This window comes from Nocardia pneumoniae NBRC 100136 (assembly GCF_000308755.1).
Taxonomy (GTDB): domain Bacteria; phylum Actinomycetota; class Actinomycetes; order Mycobacteriales; family Mycobacteriaceae; genus Nocardia; species Nocardia pneumoniae.
Genome location: NZ_BAGF01000069.1, coordinates 1 through 14,504, shown reverse-complemented (window position 1 = coordinate 14,504; position 14,504 = coordinate 1). Strand labels below are relative to the sequence as shown.

General features: G+C 69.2%; 17 protein-coding genes and 1 pseudogene. 4 read left to right on the top strand and 14 right to left on the bottom strand.

The annotated features are described in order from the left end of the window. Nucleotides 1-78: 78 nt before the first annotated feature. From ON34_RS21655 to sigE, 6 genes are all read right to left on the bottom strand, one after another. Nucleotides 79-546, bottom strand: a complete 468-nt coding sequence (locus ON34_RS21655) for a hypothetical protein (protein WP_040782262.1) — start codon at nt 544-546, stop codon at nt 79-81. A gap of 593 nt (nt 547-1,139) precedes the next feature. Then, entirely contained in the window at nt 1,140-1,997 is an 858-nt protein-coding gene (locus ON34_RS21650; protein ID WP_040782259.1) for a hypothetical protein, read from the bottom strand. Nucleotides 1,998-2,049: 52 nt separating this feature from the next. Beyond that, complete coding sequence (gene tatB / locus ON34_RS21645; protein ID WP_040782256.1) at nt 2,050-2,466, bottom strand: Sec-independent protein translocase protein TatB; 417 nt, start codon at nt 2,464-2,466, stop codon at nt 2,050-2,052. A gap of 33 nt (nt 2,467-2,499) precedes the next feature. Continuing rightward, nucleotides 2,500-4,035, bottom strand: a complete 1,536-nt coding sequence (locus tag ON34_RS21640; RefSeq protein ID WP_040782252.1) for a S1C family serine protease — start codon at nt 4,033-4,035, stop codon at nt 2,500-2,502. Between the two features lie 10 nt (nt 4,036-4,045). Next, nucleotides 4,046-4,444, bottom strand: coding sequence for a hypothetical protein (locus ON34_RS21635; protein WP_040782250.1), 399 nt, complete (start codon nt 4,442-4,444; stop codon nt 4,046-4,048). 57 nt (nt 4,445-4,501) lie between these two features. Then, nucleotides 4,502-5,161 carry an RNA polymerase sigma factor SigE gene (gene sigE / locus ON34_RS21630; protein ID WP_245548126.1) on the bottom strand — a complete coding sequence of 220 codons (660 nt, stop codon included), beginning with the start codon at nt 5,159-5,161 and terminating at the stop codon, nt 4,502-4,504. A gap of 279 nt (nt 5,162-5,440) precedes the next feature. On the opposite strand from sigE, the gene ON34_RS21625 reads away from it, so the two are divergent. The 3 genes from ON34_RS21625 (at nt 5,441) to ON34_RS21615 (ending at nt 6,896) form a co-directional block, all read left to right on the top strand. Beyond that, nucleotides 5,441-6,079 carry an O-methyltransferase gene (locus ON34_RS21625; RefSeq protein ID WP_040782247.1) on the top strand — a complete coding sequence of 213 codons (639 nt, stop codon included), beginning with the start codon at nt 5,441-5,443 and terminating at the stop codon, nt 6,077-6,079. Nucleotides 6,080-6,189: 110 nt separating this feature from the next. After that, the gene (locus ON34_RS21620; protein WP_040782244.1) at nt 6,190-6,423 is read left to right on the top strand and encodes a hypothetical protein; all 234 of its coding nucleotides are present in this window, start codon (nt 6,190-6,192) and stop codon (nt 6,421-6,423) included. A gap of 248 nt (nt 6,424-6,671) precedes the next feature. Then, on the top strand, nt 6,672-6,896 hold the full coding sequence (locus ON34_RS21615) for a hypothetical protein (RefSeq protein ID WP_157172370.1): 225 nt from the start codon (nt 6,672-6,674) through the stop codon (nt 6,894-6,896). On the opposite strand, the gene glgC is transcribed toward ON34_RS21615, so the two are convergent. Next, on the bottom strand, nt 6,893-8,107 hold the full coding sequence (gene glgC, locus ON34_RS21610) for a glucose-1-phosphate adenylyltransferase (RefSeq protein WP_040782239.1): 1,215 nt from the start codon (nt 8,105-8,107) through the stop codon (nt 6,893-6,895). The two genes, ON34_RS21615 and glgC, sit on opposite strands and share 4 nt — an antisense overlap. Nucleotides 8,108-8,244: 137 nt before the next feature. On the opposite strand from glgC, the gene glgA reads away from it, so the two are divergent. Continuing rightward, on the top strand, nt 8,245-9,402 hold the full coding sequence (gene glgA, locus ON34_RS21605) for a glycogen synthase (protein WP_040782384.1): 1,158 nt from the start codon (nt 8,245-8,247) through the stop codon (nt 9,400-9,402). A gap of 15 nt (nt 9,403-9,417) precedes the next feature. Here glgA and ON34_RS21600 read toward each other — a convergent pair whose 3' ends face one another. The 7 genes and pseudogenes from ON34_RS21600 to ON34_RS37040 form a co-directional block, all read right to left on the bottom strand. After that, nucleotides 9,418-10,293, bottom strand: coding sequence for a putative RNA methyltransferase (locus tag ON34_RS21600; RefSeq protein WP_373291959.1), 876 nt, complete (start codon nt 10,291-10,293; stop codon nt 9,418-9,420). After that, nucleotides 10,294-10,461: a DUF3117 domain-containing protein gene (locus ON34_RS34820; protein ID WP_011211259.1), complete on the bottom strand. Its 168-nt coding sequence runs from the start codon at nt 10,459-10,461 to the stop codon at nt 10,294-10,296. A 156-nt stretch (nt 10,462-10,617) separates the two neighbouring features. Then, nucleotides 10,618-11,196: a DNA-3-methyladenine glycosylase I gene (locus tag ON34_RS21595; protein ID WP_040782237.1), complete on the bottom strand. Its 579-nt coding sequence runs from the start codon at nt 11,194-11,196 to the stop codon at nt 10,618-10,620. Further along, on the bottom strand, nt 11,193-11,513 hold the full coding sequence (locus ON34_RS21590; RefSeq protein WP_040782234.1) for a DivIVA domain-containing protein: 321 nt from the start codon (nt 11,511-11,513) through the stop codon (nt 11,193-11,195). The genes ON34_RS21595 and ON34_RS21590 overlap by 4 nt, the downstream gene beginning before the upstream one ends. A gap of 50 nt (nt 11,514-11,563) precedes the next feature. Then, nucleotides 11,564-12,700 (bottom strand): Mrp/NBP35 family ATP-binding protein, encoded by a 1,137-nt coding sequence (locus tag ON34_RS21585; protein WP_040782231.1) that lies wholly within the window; start codon nt 12,698-12,700, stop codon nt 11,564-11,566. Between the two features lie 19 nt (nt 12,701-12,719). After that, complete coding sequence (locus tag ON34_RS21580; protein WP_040782229.1) at nt 12,720-13,583, bottom strand: lytic transglycosylase domain-containing protein; 864 nt, start codon at nt 13,581-13,583, stop codon at nt 12,720-12,722. 506 nt (nt 13,584-14,089) lie between these two features. Next, nucleotides 14,090-14,504, bottom strand: a pseudogene (locus ON34_RS37040) (hypothetical protein); the annotation flags it as partial.

Genomic DNA, 14,504 nt, shown 5'->3' with positions numbered 1-14,504 from the left:
TCCTCTCCCGAGCGGGTCCGGCCGGAGCGCATCGGGCCCGAGACGGTACGGCGAGTTTCCGCCGTACCGCCAGCCTAGTCAGGCGGAGGCGATGCGGCGCAGCATCTCCGCCGCGGCAGCCCTGCGTTGCGCCTGCACCGGGTCCACGTCGTCGGCCGCCCGCATGGGCGCGGGTTCGCTCGTCGCGCCGTCGTCGGTCACCGTGGACGCGGGTTCGCTCGTGGTTCCGTCGTCGTTCGTCACGGACGCGGGTTCTCTCGTCGCGCCGTCGGCATCCGCGATCGGGTATGGGAGCTGGCGACGGACCGGTGGCATGGTCAGGCGCGTCGTGCCCTCCGACCGGGTGTCTTCGCCGGACACCGTTTCGGCGTTCTCGGAGCTCTCCGGCGCGGGTGACGCGTCCTCCTGCTCCTTCGCGAGCCGGGCTTGGAGTTCGGCTACGGAGAGGTGGGTGCGCGATGACGTCGGCCGCAGCAGCATGGTGGCGACCAGGACGAGCAGTCCCGTCACCAGGATGGCGGCACCGATGAGCAGAAGCGGATTCACTATTTCCTCCTTGCCGGACGTCTCGCACGTCCGTTTGGCGGAGCTGGAGATAGGGCGCGTCGGTCTCGGCAGGCACCACGGGGTCGAGCGGCTCGCGCGTTATCTTTCAGCTATTTTAGCCAGCCTGCGTGGAGCGTGACATCGGCAGGTCGGGTGACCAGCACCACACCCCGGTTCGGCGCGGTACGGGCCCGCCGGATGCGAATGAACAGGCTTCTTGCGACGGCCCGGAGTGTCGAAGACCGTTCGTCTCCGCCGTCCCGTCAGCGATCGCTGGGGGTAGTGGCATCCGCACGTGTGTGGCGGGCGGTTTGCTGAATTCCGTTGTGCGACCGTATCCGACGCTCCCCTGAGCATGTGAACCGATGCGAGCAATCGAATCCGGCCTCTGAGACGGGGCTGACCCTCGAACTGCACACGGCGTGATGCAGGCCATGCGGCTCAGTGAACCGCCGTCATCCTCTTCCTGGATGACCTACCGTGCAGTAGATATTCGGCCTGCTCGCCGTATCGCGGCGACGTCCCTGGGGAATTCGGTGCCGACCCGGCCGATTGCGCTGGAGTCCTAGCCGTTGCTCCGGACATGCCGTGGCTCAGCGGCGCAGACCGGATGCGTGGGAGCGGATTTCGGGGTCGTGGCGGTAAACGGGCGTGAGCAGTTCGGCCTCGAGTGGTTCACCGGTGGCGCGGTCGAAGCGGCAGGCGATCAATACCGAGAACAGGTGGTTGCTCGCTCGCTCGTGCAGCGTGGCCAGCCGGGTGGCGAGCAGGCGGATCGCGCCGAGCGAGCCGGGCGGGTGCATGCCGTCGATCATCAGTACGGTGCCGCGGCCGTCGGGACGCGGAAGCCTGGCCAGATAGGCGATGTCGTGCGGTTCCGGGCCGCCCGGCCGGTACACCCGCCGGGCCGCCCGGTCCTCGATTCCCCGGCGCGTGTCGCCCACTCTGGCCACGGCGCGGCGCAGCCGCGGGTCGGCGGCGACCAATTGGCGCAGGCTGGGGGATAGTTCCGGGCCGCCGAGCACGATCAGTCCGTCGCGGCGCAGATCGACCGGGCGGCCGGGGAGGAAATGCTCGACCGCCACCGTGAAGCCGAGTTCGCGGAGTAGTTCGGCCAACCGTTGCGGCGCGGCCGGATCCGGTGCGCCGATCACTCGTCCTGCGCGCACCTCCGGGACGAGCACGGTGAGCGAACCGTGCCCGAAGAACAGTCCTTCCGGCGCGGGCCCCTGCGTGCTCACCTGATGGATGCGGGCACGGGAAAGGCCCGCCGCCGCACCGATTCTGGCGAACGTCCAGCCTTCGGCGTGGAGTTCGCGGATCACGGCACGCCGAATCCTGGTCAGTTCGTTGATGGTCTGCTGGGCCGCCGCCACCCCATCGGTGGCCGCTTTCAGTCGCTCGACCTTGTCCTCGATCGCGAACACGCGCGCCACGTCATCGGCCGACATGTGCGAAGTCTAGACAGCTGAACACCGCATGGTGTCTAGACTTCTTGACGGATCAGGTGGCGTCGGAGTCGATCGGGGGACGTTCGTTGCGCTCCAACGGCTTATCCAACTTCGGCATCGGATAGTCCGGCATACCGCTGTTCGTGCTGTACAGGTCCTTCGGGTCGGGCAATGCGCTGTGGAAATCCTTGAACAGCGAATCGTCGCCATTGAGAAGATGTTTGGTCACCATCGCGCGCGGAGTCATGCCGCGCAATTCGTTCAGGTCGGCCAGCGGCTTGCGCAGATCCTCGAATTCGGGCCCGAGTTCCTGGCGCAGCTGCGAGGTGGCGCCGCTGGCGTAGTCACGCACCTGCCGTAGGCTGCGCGTGGTCCAGCGCACGGCACCGGGCAGACGCTCCGGTCCGAGAATCACGAGGGCGGCGACGAGCAGGATGACCATCTCGCTCCAGCCGATGTTGCTGAACACGTAATCAGGCTACCCGGCGATCCGGTCGGCGGGTCAGTCGGATTCCAGCGTCACAGGCACGTCCACCTGCCTGCCATCCCGGATCAACTGCACGTTCACCGTCTCCCCGATCCTGTGCGACTGCACGGCGACCACCAGTTCGTCCGGACCGGTGACCTCGCGGTCGCCGACCTTGACGATCACGTCACCCTCCACGATCCCGGCCTTCGCCGCTGGACCGCCCGGCGTGACGTCGGCCACCGCCGCGCCGCTCATGACCTCGTTGGCCACCTGCTTGGTCCGCGCGCTCAGGCCGATGATCGGGTGGTGCACGGCGCCGTCACGGATCAAGGTCTGCGCGACCTCGGTCATCATGTCCACCGGGATGGCGAAGCCGAGGCCGACCGAGCCGCCGGTCTCGCTACGGATGGCGGTGTTGATGCCGATGACCCGGCCGTCCATGTCCACGAGCGCGCCACCGGAGTTACCGGGGTTGATCGACGCGTCGGTCTGCACCGCGTCGATGACCGCCTTCGTGTCGCTGCCCTCGCCCTCCAGCTTCACCGGCCGGTGCAGGGCGCTGACGATGCCGGAGGTGACCGTCTTGCTCAGGCCGAGCGGCGAGCCGATGGCCAGCACGTCGTCGCCGACCTGAACGTTGCCCGACTTCCCGAGCTGGGCGACGGTGAGATTCTTCACATCGACCTTCAGCACGGCCAGGTCGGTCTTCGGGTCGCGGCCGACGATCTGGGCGGGCACCCGGGTGCCGTCGGAGAACTGCACCTGGATCGCGGCCCGGTTGCTCTTGTCCTGGGCGGCCATCGAGATGACGTGGTTGTTGGTGACGATGTAGCCGCCGCCGTCGATGACCACGCCGGAGCCGGTGGCGCCGTTGTCGCCGACGGTCACCCGGATGGAGACGACCGAGGGCAGCACCGCGTTGGCGACCTGTGCGATGAGCCCGTGCGGGCGATCGCCGTCGCCGGTCTGCTCCAGGGTGACCTTGCGCGAGGTGAGCGTCGAGGCGGTTTCCGCGGTCAGCCTGCCGACCAGCCCGCCGAGCAGGCCGATGACCAGCGCGACCAGCGCGAGCAGGGCCAGCGCCTTGGGGGCGACACGGTCGCCGAACAGCACCTGGCGGGCGCTGAGCTTCTCGGCCTGGGGCAGGGCCTCCGGCTTGGGCGTGGGCACCGCGGGGGCGCCCAGCCGCGCGACGGCGTCGGGATCGCGCCACGGATCGGCGGGACCGGCGACCGGGGCGGCACCGCCGGCGGCATCGGGATCGCGCTGCAACAGCTCGGTGGAACCCTCGGGGCGGCCGAACGCCTCGGCCAGCACGGCGTCGGGCGGACGGTTCTGCGGTTCCGGGCCACTCTGTGCCGCGCCCGCGGTACGGGCGGAGGGCGGTTCGGCGAACGAACCGGACAGGCCGGACGGCCTGCGGAAGGCGCGCGCGGTGTGCGTGTCGACATGGGGCCGGTAGACCGGGCGCGGGCCGAGCACGGGCGCGTCCGGTGGACGGAGATTCCCGCGGTTGGCCGCCGAATCCGAGGTGTCGGCCGATCCGGAATTCGTCGATTCGGTGGTCACTCGGAAAACTCTACTTGCGCCACCAGGTTGTCCACCGAGTCGCGGTGAAGGAATCGGTCAGAAAACCGAAAACCGCGTCGTTGCGGGGTGTCTGGCCGCTTCCTGACGTGGGGGTGCGCGCGCTGGACGCGCCGCCGGGCAATTCCGCGAGCGGAATCCGGGTCAAGCTGTCGTGCAGTCCGGTGGGAATCGCGACGTTGCCCGCATGCCGCAAAGCGATGCGAGCCTGTTGCTGGGCATCGACTTCCGCCGCGCACTCCGGGCACAGCGAGAGGTGCTGAGCGGCGCGCAGGTACGCGTTCATCCGCAGCTCGCCGTCCACGTACGCCGCGATCGCCTCACTCGCCAGGTGTTCGGTGGGGCGAAAGCGAGGCGGACGACGACCGGACGTACTGAAGTCGCCACTCATTCGGTGCTCACCCTTCCAACCGACATCGACCGTGGGGCGATGCCGGCTTCCGACGAATCACCCTATGTTCGTATCAGCGGCGAACCGCTGCTCACTTCCATTATGCGCAAGGTAGTCGCGCAGCGCCTGCCGCCCACGGTGGATCCGACTGCGCACGGTGCCCAGTTTCACGCCGAGCGTAGCGCCGATCTCCTCGTAGGACAGGCCCTCGATGTCACACAGGACCACGGCCGCGCGGAACTCCGGCGCGAGCGAATCCAGGGCGGATTGCAGGTCGGGGTCGAGGCGGGCGTCGTGGTACGCCTGCTCGGGGCCGGGCCCCTCGGCGGGCACCCGGTCGTAGTCCTCGGGCAGCGCTTCCATCCTGATCCGGTTGCGGCGGCGGACCATGTCCAGGAACAGGTTGGTGGTGATGCGGTGCAGCCAGCCCTCGAACGTGCCCGGTTGGTAGCTGGACAGCGAACGGAACACCCGGATGAACGTCTCCTGAGTGAGGTCCTCCGCGTCCTGGGCGTCGCCGGAGAGGCGATAGGCCAGGCGATAGACCCGGTCGGCGTGCTCGCGGACCAGTTCGTCCCATGACGGCATGGCGGACCGGTCACCGGTGGCATCGAAGGCGGCGGTCCCGGTGAGCTCGGCGGGCTCGGAGACGGTGTCGGCTTCGACAGGCGGAATCTGCTCGGGAAGGGTGGCGTACTCACGCGCCGCATCGACCATGTGGATGGGGCTACCTCCTACTAGGGACCGCACAGGCGGGGACTCGCTCAGGGCCGGGTCACGGGCCTTCACGTACGGATACAACCGACATGCTGTATGTCGTTGTTCCCGCATCCTGTGTTAATACACGGTCGGTGGTCTTGCGTTGCCCATACTCTTTCTGGTCCTGATATGGCCGGGTTATGGAGATCCTGAGGGACACCTGAGAAAAATGGCCGTGGAATTGGCGGCGGCGCGTGTTGTCCGGAACGCCGAGACCACCCGCCCGGCGTTAGCCTCATACCCGTGGCATCGAATCTGGAGCGAAATCTCGCTTACGTGGAGGAATCCGTCGTGGAAGACGAGATCCTCGTCAGCGCGCGCGAGCGAGCCACCGAACTCGGCGTCGTGCCCGTGCCGCCCTCGGTGGGCGCGCTGCTGAGCATGTACGCGCAGTTGCTCGGCGCGCGGGCAGTGGTCGAGGTCGGCACCGGCGCGGGCATCAGCGGGCTGTGGTTGCTCGACGGCATGCGCGAGGACGGCACGCTGACCACCATCGATTCGGAGCCGGAGCACCAGCGCGCGGCCAAGGAGGCGTTCCGCGCCGCCGACATCCCGCCCGCGCGCACCCGTCTGATCAACGGGCGTGCGCTCGACGTACTGCCGCGGCTGGCCGACGGCGCCTACGATCTGGTCTTCATCGATGCCGCGCCGCTGGAGCATCCGGAGTACGTCGCCCAAGCGGTGCGATTGCTGCGCACCGGCGGGGCCATTCTGCTGCACAACGCACTGCTGGGCGGCCGGGTGCCCGACCCGGCGCAGCGCGATCCGGCGACCCAGGCGGTCCGCGCCGCGACCCGCGCGATCGCGGAGAATCCCGAACTCACCTGTGTGCTGATTCCGGTCGGTGACGGATTGCTTTGCGCCTCGCGCGGTTGATGATGCTCTTTCGCCTCTCCTGGGCGGGACGATAGTCGCCACGGGCGGAGTCGTTTTCGCGGCCGAATCGCGGGTATGCGCTGAGAAACAAGTCAGCGAGGTTATCGGTTATGCGTGAATTGGATCCCATTGAGATGGGTGCCCTGGGGCATGTCGTCACGGAGCGTCGGTCGAGTTGGCTGCGGCCGACCATGCTGGCTCTGGCGTTGGTGCTGCTGGGAGCCGTCTTGGTGCTGATCGTGGTCAGCAATACCGATTTCGACACCGGGCCCGCCAAAGTCACTCCGACGCAGGGGCCTTGCGAGCCGTTCTGCACCCAAACAGTCGCCCCGCCCGGGCCATAGTCGTCAGGCGCCGAGCCGATTTTCTCCGCGGTCGGCGCCCACTCGTATGTCCTTGCCATAGAGCATTTTCCAGACTTGCTCGGTTCTGATCGCCGTGGCGTAGTGCGGATGAATTGCCTGCCAAGCCGAGCGAGTTCGCGAATCCGCCTCCGTACGACCACGGTTCGGCGCATGCTTCAGCAGAGCGCGGGTGAGCAGGATACTGGTGGGGTCATGGTCTGAGTGGGCCGGAAGAGGGGTGCGGTGCCGTGATGATGTTCCTGTGGGACGAGGACGAGCGTCGCCCACGTCCGATCCACTGGGGCCGGACGATGGTGGCCTTCGCCGCGGTGCTGTTGTTCGCCGTGCTGGCGGTCTATTTGGTCAGCACCGCTGATTTCGGCGACGCCTCGAAGACGACCGTCCCGCGCACGCCGGGGCCCTGTGCGCCCTTCTGCATCGGATCCCCGGCCCCCGAGCCGGGCGGGCCCTAGACCCAGACGCCTTTGCCGACCGTCACCACGCCGCCGTTGCTGACGGCGAACCGGCCGCGGTCGCGCGCCAGGTCGACGCCGATGATCTCGCCCTCGCCGACCACCACGTTCTTGTCCAGGATGGCGCGCCGCACCACCGCGCCGCGGCCGATCCGGACGCCGGGCATGAGCACGCAACCTTCCACGGTGGCGCCGTCGTCGACCATGACGTTGGCGCTGAGCACCGAATTGCGCACCGTGGCGGCGGACAGGATGCTGCCGGCGCCGACGATGCACTCCTGCGCCAGCCCGCCCTGGGCGAACTTCGCCGGCGGCAGGTTCTCGGCCGCGCCGCGGATCGGCCAGTGCCGGTTGTAGAGGTTGAACACCGGATGCACCGAGACCAGATCCATGTGCGCGTCGTAGAACGCGTCGATGGTGCCCACGTCACGCCAGTAGCCGCGGTCGCGATCGGTGGCGCCGGGCACGTCGTTGTCGGCGAAGTCGTAGACGCCCGCCTGCCCCGCCGCCACCAGGGTCGGGATGATGTCGCCGCCCATGTCGTGGTCGGAGTCCGCGTTGTCGGCGTCCGCCTTGATCGAGTCCACCAGCACCTTGGTGGTGAAGACGTAGTTGCCCATGGACGCGAACGTGACGTTCGGGTCGTCCGGGGTGCCCGGCGGATGCGGGGGCTTCTCCAGGAACTGGGTGATGCGGCCGGACTCGTCACTGTCGATGCAGCCGAAGGCGCTCGCCTGGCTGCGCGGCACCCGGATGCCCGCCACGGTGACACCGGCGCCGGAATCGATGTGGTGGCGCACCATCTGCTCCGGGTCCATGCGGTACACGTGGTCGGCGCCGAACACCACGATGTAGTCCGGGTCCTCGTCGTAGATCAGGTTCAGCGACTGCATGATCGCGTCCGCGCTGCCGGTATACCAGCGCGGCCCGAGCCGCTGCTGCGCGGGCACCGGGGTGATGTACTCGCCCGCGAAGCCGGACAGCCGCCAGGTCTGCGAGATGTGCCGGTCCAAAGAGTGCGATTTGTACTGGGTGAGCACACACAGCCGCAGGAAGCCCGCGTTGACCAGATTGCTGAGCACGAAGTCGATGAGGCGGTAGGCGCCACCGAACGGAACGGCGGGCTTGGCGCGGTCGGCCGTGAGTGGAAAGAGTCGCTTGCCCTCGCCACCGGCGAGCACGATTCCTAGTACGTGCGGCTGGCTCCTCACATCTGCCAAACTACCGGGTAAAACGGTAGTGAGTGGCCCACGAGCAGTTGAACGTCTAGTTTGAATCGGTGAGTTTCGGCACGGATGGCGGACGCGCGTCGGTGGATTCCGGCGAGCGGGACCGGCTTCGGGTCGCGATGCTGACCCGCGAGTATCCACCCGAGGTGTACGGCGGTGCCGGGGTGCACGTCACCCAGCTGACGGCGCATCTGCGTCAGCTGTGCCAGGTGACCGTGCACTGCATGGGCGCCGACCGCACGGATGCCGTGGTGCACCAACCGGATCCGTCGCTCTACGCCGCCAACGCCGCGCTGCAGATGATGTCCACGCAGCTGCGGATGGCCGACGCGGTCGGCGAGGTGGATGTGGTGCATTCGCACACCTGGTACACCGGCCTGGCTGGGCACCTGGCCGGCACCCTCTACGGCGTCCCGCACGTGCTGACCGCGCATTCGTTGGAACCGCGCAGGCCGTGGAAGGCCGAGCAGCTCGGCGGCGGCTACCGGATCTCGTCGTGGTCGGAGCGCAACGCGGTCGAGCACGCCGACGCGATCATCGCGGTCAGCGAGGGCATGCGCCGCGACGTGCTGGACGCATACCCGTCCGTCGACCCGGACCGGGTGCATGTGGTGCACAACGGCATCGACGGGGGCGTCTGGCATCCCGGCCCGCCGTCCGAGGACGCGCCGTCGGTGCTCGCGCAGTTGGGCGTGCGCACCGACCGGCCGATCGTGGCGTTCGTCGGTCGTATCACCCGGCAGAAGGGCGTGGGACATCTGCTGGCCGCCGCCCGCGACTTCGATCCCGACATCCAGCTCGTGCTGTGCGCGGGCGCCCCGGACACCCCCGAACTCGCCGCGGAGACCACCGCGGCGGTGCGGGAGTTGCAGCGACGGCGCGGCACCGTGTTCTGGGTACGCGAGATGCTGCCGACCGAGCAGATCCGGCAGATCCTGGCCGCCGCGTCGGTGTTCGTGTGTCCGTCGGTCTATGAACCGCTGGGCATCGTGAACCTGGAGGCGATGGCCTGCGCGACGGCGGTGGTCGCCTCCGACGTCGGCGGCATCCCCGAAGTGGTGGCCGACGGCCGCAACGGCCGACTGGTGCACTATGACGCGGGCGCCGCCGAGGACTACGAGCACGCGCTGGCCGCCGCGGTGAACGAAGTCGCGGGTGACCCGGCGCTGGCCGCCGAGTTCGGCGCCGCGGGCCGCGCACGAGCCGTCTCCGAGTTCGACTGGTCGCGGATCGCGGCGCGGACGGTCGACGTCTACGACAAGGTCCGCAAGGGTTGAGGCACCGCCGAGCCGTCAGGCCGCCGGGCGGTAGGCGCCGACGACCACCGACGCGGTGACCTCGATGCTCTCCGGCAACCGCGCCAGACGCGCGTCGTCGGCGACCGCGTGATGCGCGGACGGTCCCATGCCGACGACGTTCGCGACGTCGGCTCTGGGCAGCTTCATCGAATACTCGACCAGAGTCTGTTCGACGGGCTCGAAATATCCCTCCATCGCGGCGTCGAGCCTGCGGTTCTTGTCCGGGTCGACGCGCACCATATCCAGCGGACCGACCAACTCGCCGAGGTGGCGTTCGGTGGGTGTGGCGACGACGAAGCGGCCGTCCTCGGCGAGCACTCGGGCGACCTCACCGGGATTGCGCGGCGCGAACACCGACAGCACGCTGTCGAGCGCGCCGTCGCGAATCGGCAACCCGAGCCAGGCGTCGGCCAGCACCGCCGCGGCGCGCGGATGGGCGCGAGAGCACCGCCGGACGGCCGGTTTGGCCACGTCCAGCGCGATGCCGACGGCCGGGGGAGCGGCGTCGAGCACCTGAGCGAGGTAGTAGCCCGTGCCCGCGCCGACTTCCAGCACCGCGCCGTCCTTCCGTCGCGCCGTGACGGCACGCGTCACCGCGTCGGCGATCGGCGCGAAGTATCCCCCCGTTTGGAAGGCGGCGCGCGCGTCGAGCATGGCCGCGGTGTCACCGGTCATCTTGGTCGACGCGCCGGTCAGGAGACTGACATACCCCTGTCTGGCGACGTCGAAGCTGTGCCCGCGCGCACAACGCAGCGCCCGGTCCCGCGGTTCGAGGGCGAGCGCCGGAACGTTCCGGTGCGCCCGCACACATTCCGGGCAGGCCAGGAGACCGGCGGCAACGGCGAGAGCCGAGTGCTCAGCCTGGGCCACTCAGCTGGTGACGCTCTTCAGTTCGTCTCCGAGCGCCGCCGCCTCGTCCGGCGTGAGTTCGACGACCAGACGCCCGCCACCCTCGAGTGGAACCCGCATAACGATTCCACGCCCTTCTTTGGTTGCCTCGAGGGGACCGTCCCCGGTGCGGGGCTTCATGGCCGCCATCCTCTGCTCCCTCCAGATCTGCGCGGTCTGCTGCGCACTTTCTTGGAACTCCAGTTGTCACCAACCAGCGAGCCCGCCGGCGTTTGGCGAGCTACACCCGTCCCATTCTTCCCTATCGCGGATGTGGACGGATAGCTGAGTTCGAAAACTGACCGGTCAGCCGGTGCCGGACACCCCGCTGCCCACCCAGCAGTCGGCCAGGTGATCATCGACCATTCCGGTCGCCTGCATCAGCGCGTACGCGGTGGTCGGGCCGACGAAGCGGAACCCGCGCCGTTTCAATTCTTTTGCCATGGCTACGGATTCGGGCGTGGTCGCGGGCACGTCGGCGCCGGTGCGCGGACGCGGGCGCGGCGGCGGGGCGAACGACCAGAGCAACTCGTCCAAGCCGATGTCCAGGCGCCGCGCGACCCTGGCGTTGGCGATGGCCGCTTCGATCTTGAGCCGGTTGCGGACGATGCCCGCGTCGGCCATCAGCCGGGCGACGTCGGCGGCACCGAACTCCGCGACGCGCTCGATCGAGAATCCGGCGAACGCCGCACGGAAGGCCGGGCGCTTGCGCAGGATGGTCAGCCAGGACAGGCCGGACTGGAACGCCTCCAGGCACAGCCGCTCGAACAGCGCGTCGTCGCCGTGCAGCGGCGTGCCCCACTCGTAGTCGTGATAGTCCCGGTAGAGCTGGGTCTCCAGCGGCCACGCGCAGCGAACCAGGCCGTCGTCGACAGGCGCGGTCATTTCGACTCCGGCGCGATCGGCGTCTGCCACCGCGCGGCCTGCGCCTCGGCCAGCTGATGCTGCAACTCGTCGATCCGGGCGGCCAGCCTGGCCAGCGCCCAATCCACCTCACCGGCCTTGTACCCCCGCAGCACCTGCTGGAAGCGTAGCGCCCGCACGTCGGCCCCGGTGATCCCCTCGACGGGCAGCACCGTGGCGGTGGTCCCCTCCGGCAGCGGTCCCAGCTCCTCCGACCGCCCGAACACCGCACTGGCGAGCAGGAACAGCACCGCGGCGACCAAGCCGACGATCAGCACGTACAGCAGCATGGTGAGCATGGTGTGATCCTATTTGCAGCCGGGCCGCGAACGGGCAGTGCTCGGTCTCGCTACAGGTGGCGGGTGGTGTCGATGCCGAGCGACATGCCCGCCAGGCCGCGGCGGCGGACGGCGAGTTTGTCGGCGACCTCGAGCAGCGCCTTGGCGGCCGGGTTCTCCGGGTCGCGCAGCACGATGGGGGTGCCTTCGTCGCCCGCTTCGCGCAGCGCCTGTTCGATCGGGATCTGGCCGAGCAGCGGGACGGTGGCGCCGACCGCGCGGGTCAGGCGGTCGGCGACCGCTTGGCCGCCGCCGGAGCCGTACAGGTCCATCCTGGTGCCGTCCGGCAGATCCAGCCAGGACATGTTCTCCACCACGCCCGCGATGCGCTGGCGGGTCTGCAAGGCGATCGCGCCCGCCCGCTCGGCCACCTCCGCGGCGGCGGGCTGCGGGGTGGTGACGACCAGGATCTCCGCGCCGGGGATCAGCTGCGCGATGGAGATGGCGACGTCGCCGGTGCCCGGCGGCAGGTCGAGCAGCAGGATGTCCAGGTCGCCCCAGAACACGTCGGCGAGGAACTGCTGCAACGCCCGGTGCAGCATCGGGCCGCGCCACACCACGGGCGTGTTGCCCTGGGTGAACTGCGCGATCGAGATCATCTTCACGTCGTGCGCGACCGGCGGCATGATCATCCGCTCGACCTGCGTCGGCCTGGCGTCGGTGCCGAGCATGCGCGGGATGGAGTGGCCGTAGATGTCCGCGTCCAGCACGCCGACCGACAAGCCGCGCGCGGCCATGGCGGCGGCCAGGTTCACCGTGACGCTGGATTTCCCGACCCCGCCCTTGCCGGAAGCGACCGCGTACACGCGGGTCAGCGAGCCGGGCTGGGCGAACGGGATGACCGGGTCGGCCGAGTCGCCGCGCAGCTGTTTGCGCAGCGCGGTGCGCTGCTCGTCGCTCATCACGTCGAGGTCGACGGTCACCGCGCCGACACCGGGCACGTCGGCGATGGCCTTGCTGACCCGCTGCGTGATCTCGGTGCGCAGCGGGCAGCCCGCCGTCGTCAGATAGATCTCCACGTGGACGTCGCTGTCGGCGCCGATCACGACGCTTTTCACCATGCCCAGCTCGGTGATCGGTTTGCGGATCTCCGGGTCGTCGACCTTCGCGAGGGCACCCCGCACATCCGATTCCGTAACGACTGGCATGGCAGGAATTTTAGGCGTGTCAAACTTTGGGCACTTCTCCGGCCCGTGGTGCGGCTTCCGTGCTGTAGGAGGTCGCGAAGGACATGACCTTCGCGACGTAGGCCATGGAGTGGTTGTAGCGCAGGATCGCCTTGGTCCGCTGAGCCGGATCGCGCATGTTCAAACCGCCGTCACACAGGTATCGCCCCGCGGTCAGCGCGGCGTCGTAGAGGTTCTGCGGATCGGCGATGCCGTCGCCGTTGCCGTCGGCCGCGTAGCGCTTCCAGGTCTGCGGCAGGAACTGCATCGGGCCGATCGCGCGGTCGTAACCGGCCAGGCCGTCCAGCGCGCCGTCGTCCGAGTCCCCGATCACTTGGTTACCCGCCAGCGAACCGTCGAGCACCGGGCCGTAGACCGGGCTCAGCGGATTGCCGTCGGCATCGGCCTTGCCGCCGAACGCGTGGGTGGACTCGACCCGGCCGATACCGGCCAGCAGCGACCACGGCATACCGCACACCGGATTCTCCGCGGCCAGAACACGTTCCGCGTTCTGGTATGCCGCGACGGCGACACCGGGAATGCCCATCGGCCCTGCGGGCAGTGTGGCGCGTTGCCGATCACTCGGGAGCGCAACGGTTTTCACTATCGGCGCCGCGGTAGGCGCGCGCTTCGCCATAGCGTGGGCGACGAATTCGGCGGCGGCCAGGGGCTCCGCGGTCTGCGGTCGCGCGCCGTGCGCGTCCTGATCGCCTTCCGGTGTCTGGACGGCGACCGCGAGGGGCGCGGCGTCACCGACATCGGAAGCGGACGTGACGGTGACGAGCCCAGCGGGAACCAGTCCGGTCAATGCGATAACGGAGCTCCGCCTGACAGTGGCAGGCGGCTGTTTTCGGTGACGCCCCACGGTGTGGTGACCCTCCCATGGCTCGCTGTGAGCCCTTCGTTATGGACGAAGGGAAGATTACCGCACCCGAGACCTTTTTGTTACTGCTTCGTGATCTCATAGCAGGTTTGAATCACTGTTGAGGAACCGGCGGCCCAGCCGGGGGATGACGATGCGAAATGGCCAGCGGTTGCTCGCCGGTCCCTGCGCTCGGATCACCAGGGCGGCAGGCAGCTTCCGGTCGACCGGGCCGGGTAGCCGACCGGGCGCCCCGGCGTAGGGTTCGGCCGAGGCCAGCGGCCCGGCAGCGCACCCGAAGGTTCGAATCACGATCGGGCACGGGCGATGTCGGGAGGAGGATGACGATGCCGAAAATCCAGCCGTGGGTTTCTCGCCGGTCCCGGCACTTGGACCCGCAGGGTGGCAGCCAGCCTCCGGATCGGCCGGGTAACCGTCCGGGCAGTGGCCCGGTGCCCGCCATAGTTTCGGCCGACGTCAGCGGCCCGGCAGCGCACCCGAAGGTTGAGTCACTGTTGAGGCGCGGGTGGTCCGGGGAGGGGGATGACGATGCCGAAGGGCAGGGTGATGCCGGGCGGAGGGGCGGGTGCGGGTGCGGGTTCGGTGGCCGGTTCGGGCTGAGGCTCGGTGCCCGGGTCCGGTTCCGGGCTGGTGGCGGTCGCAGGATTGCCGCCGGGCGCAGCCTCGGAGCCGGGGGTGCCCGGCGCGGCAGGTGTGGGCGCACCCGGCGTGCTGCCGGGTCCGGGAACGCCCGGCGTGCTGCCGGGTCCGGGTACGCCGGGGGCAGGGCTGCCGGTACCGACACCGGCCGGGATACACCCCGCGGCCTGCGGATCACCCGCCGGTTGCCCGGCGCTCGCGGCCGCGCCCGGATCGCCCGAGCGGGCAGCGCCCGGATCGCCCGCACCGGGTAGCTGCCCCGGT

Bases quoted from the DNA above. Each gene is read 5' to 3' on its own strand.
- ON34_RS21650 (WP_040782259.1), bottom strand. From the start codon at position 1,997: ATGTCGGCCGATGACGTGGCGCGCGTGTTCGCGATCGAGGACAAGGTC.
- ON34_RS21635 (WP_040782250.1), bottom strand. From the start codon at position 4,444: ATGAGTGGCGACTTCAGTACGTCCGGTCGTCGTCCGCCTCGCTTTCGC.
- sigE (WP_245548126.1), bottom strand. From the start codon at position 5,161: ATGGTCGATGCGGCGCGTGAGTACGCCACCCTTCCCGAGCAGATTCCG.
- ON34_RS21620 (WP_040782244.1), top strand. From the start codon at position 6,190: ATGCGTGAATTGGATCCCATTGAGATGGGTGCCCTGGGGCATGTCGTC.
- glgA (WP_040782384.1), top strand. From the start codon at position 8,245: ATGCTGACCCGCGAGTATCCACCCGAGGTGTACGGCGGTGCCGGGGTG.
- ON34_RS34820 (WP_011211259.1), bottom strand. From the start codon at position 10,461: ATGGCGGCCATGAAGCCCCGCACCGGGGACGGTCCCCTCGAGGCAACC.
- ON34_RS21595 (WP_040782237.1), bottom strand. From the start codon at position 11,196: ATGACCGCGCCTGTCGACGACGGCCTGGTTCGCTGCGCGTGGCCGCTG.
- ON34_RS21590 (WP_040782234.1), bottom strand. From the start codon at position 11,513: ATGCTCACCATGCTGCTGTACGTGCTGATCGTCGGCTTGGTCGCCGCG.
- ON34_RS21585 (WP_040782231.1), bottom strand. From the start codon at position 12,700: ATGCCAGTCGTTACGGAATCGGATGTGCGGGGTGCCCTCGCGAAGGTC.